This window comes from Pedobacter sp. AK017 (assembly GCF_014200825.1).
Lineage (GTDB): Bacteria > Bacteroidota > Bacteroidia > Sphingobacteriales > Sphingobacteriaceae > Pedobacter > Pedobacter heparinus.
Genome location: NZ_JACHCW010000041.1, coordinates 1 through 2,336 on the forward strand (window position 1 = coordinate 1; position 2,336 = coordinate 2,336).

The window sequence follows — 2,336 nt, forward strand, 5'->3', positions numbered from 1 at the left end:
GTTGTAAGTAGCAACTTTGAATCTTCAATTTTTAGCAATTAAAAAACACCAGTGAATTTGGTTCAATTAAAAAAGTCGGCTAACATTTGTATGTGTGAAACACAACTGTCGGCCGACTACAAAAAACAGGGTTTTTATGTGGTATAAAGTTAAAGAATTATTTGAAACAGGTCTGAATATAAGTCAGATTCGAAAAGAAACAGGCCTTGACCGGGGCACGATCCGGCGATATCTAAATATGGATGAGCAATCTTTCCACGAGTGGATCAAACGTCCACGCCGTTTGCCAAAGAAGCTGGCCCAATACCATACCTTCGTTCGCAAGCGCCTGGAGAATCAGCCGTATTTATCCTCAGCGCAGATAGAGGACAAGCTAAAAGAGCATTTTCCTGATCTGCCACTTGTACACAGCAAGACGATCTACAACTTCGTGAAAAGCATCCGCGAGCAATATAAGCTGCCAAAAGATACAGAGAAAGCCCCACGGGATTATCAGAAGTTGCCGGAGACACCTTATGGCGAACAAGCACAAGCCGACTTCGGGCAGGGCTTTGTACAAACTGCTGCAGGCACCAGAGTAAAAGTGTATTTCTTTGCCATCGTGCTGAGCCGTAGCCGCCAGAAGTACATTTACTTTCAGGACTTTCCTTTTACTACCGCCACGGCAATCTATGCCCACGAGCTGGCTTTTGACTATTTTAAGGGCATCCCTAAACAGATCCTTTATGACCAGGACCGTGTGTTTATGAAGTCAGAGAACCTGGGTGATCTGCTGCTCACAGATGGCTTCAGGGCCTTTTGTGCCAGCAATCCTTTTAAAGAGGTCTTTTGCCGTAAGGCAGATCCGGAGAGTAAAGGTAAGGTCGAAAACGTAGTGAAATATGTCAAGGGCAACTTCATGCGTGGCAGGGAATTTAAGTCCATAGGCCTGTTTCAGCAGGAATGTGAGGCCTGGCTGAAACGCACCGGAAATGGTAAAGTGCACAGCGGCACCAGTAAAGTCCCTGCTAAGGAATGGGCTATAGAACGCAAACATCTTTTGCCCCTAACTTCTGCACCGGCAAAGCCAACCCAGGCCTGGCCAGAATATATCGTACGCAAGGACAATTGCGTGGTATATAAAGGCAGTTATTATAGTCTTCCTTCCGGCACCTATAAGGGCCAGGGCACCAAGGTATTGCTGGAAGTGAAAGGCAATAGCCTTTGCATATACAATGTGGCTAAAGAAAGAGTGGTCCAGCACGTGATCTCTACCCAGAGGGGGACATTTGTACGCTGTGAAGGGCACAAACGCCGGATCTCCAATGGTATGCAGGAGACTGAAAGGCAACTGCTTGAACTTCTTAAACACCCAAGGGCAGAGGATTATCTGCTGATGATCAAACAGGATAAGCCCCGGTACTACCGGGACAACCTGAAAGTCATGCTCAGGGCAGCTACAGGCTGCCATGAGCGGTTCATCCACCAAACGGTAGATATGTGCCTGGACAAGAACATCCGCAATGGAAACGAGTTTGCCAGCATCCTTGAGATACACCGGAAGCAGGACCCTATGTTTTACAGTTATGACGCTGCCGGCATTGTTACACGCACTGCAGCGTACATAGACCAGGACATGACCCCAGAGATTAGCAACATCAATTTTTATGACTCATTATTCAACTAACTTTCATGAAACACATCCAACAGATTAAAGACCATGCAGATGCATTAAGGCTAACGCAGCTTAAGAAAGCACCCGAAGACATCATCTGTACAGCCCAGGTAGACAAACCCGGTTACGCGGAGTTTACCTTGCAATTGCTGCTGGCAGAGGTCAATTACCGCAAGAAGACAGACATGGACAAAAGGCTCAAACTGGCCAAACTGCCCAAAACGTGTGACCTGTCACAGTATGACTATACTGTAACCAATGGCATCCTCAAAATGGAACTGGAAGCCCTCAGAGAGCTGTTATGGATCGAGCAGAACTTCAATATCATGCTGATGGGGCCTTCAGGAACCGGTAAGACATTCATCGCAGCCGGACTGGTCAATGATGCCATCAGAAATGGCTATACGGCCTACTTTATCACCATGGCCGAACTGAGTACGGTCTTGACGATTATGGATGTCAGCAAAAATGCCGAAAGCACATACAACCGTCTGCTAAAGGCCGATCTGATTGCCATTGACGACGTGATGATGTTCCCGATCAACAAACAGGCAGCAATTGCTTTCTTCAACATGATCAACAACCTGCATGAACATACATCATTTATCATTACCTCCAATAAATCACCGACACAATGGGCAGAGGTACTGGAAGATCCGGCCTTGGCCGGTGCCCTTCTGGA

General features: G+C 46.9%; 2 protein-coding genes. Both read left to right on the top strand.

The genetic code is table 11. The annotated features are described in order from the left end of the window. The first annotated feature begins 136 nt into the window (after positions 1-136). A complete protein-coding gene (gene istA / locus HDC92_RS24910; RefSeq protein ID WP_183877579.1) occupies positions 137-1,666 on the top strand; it encodes an IS21 family transposase in 1,530 nt (509 codons plus the stop codon). 5 nt (positions 1,667-1,671) lie between these two features. Further along, positions 1,672-2,336, top strand: a 665-nt coding sequence (locus HDC92_RS24915) for an ATP-binding protein (protein WP_183877580.1), incomplete at its 3' end; no start/stop codon positions are given.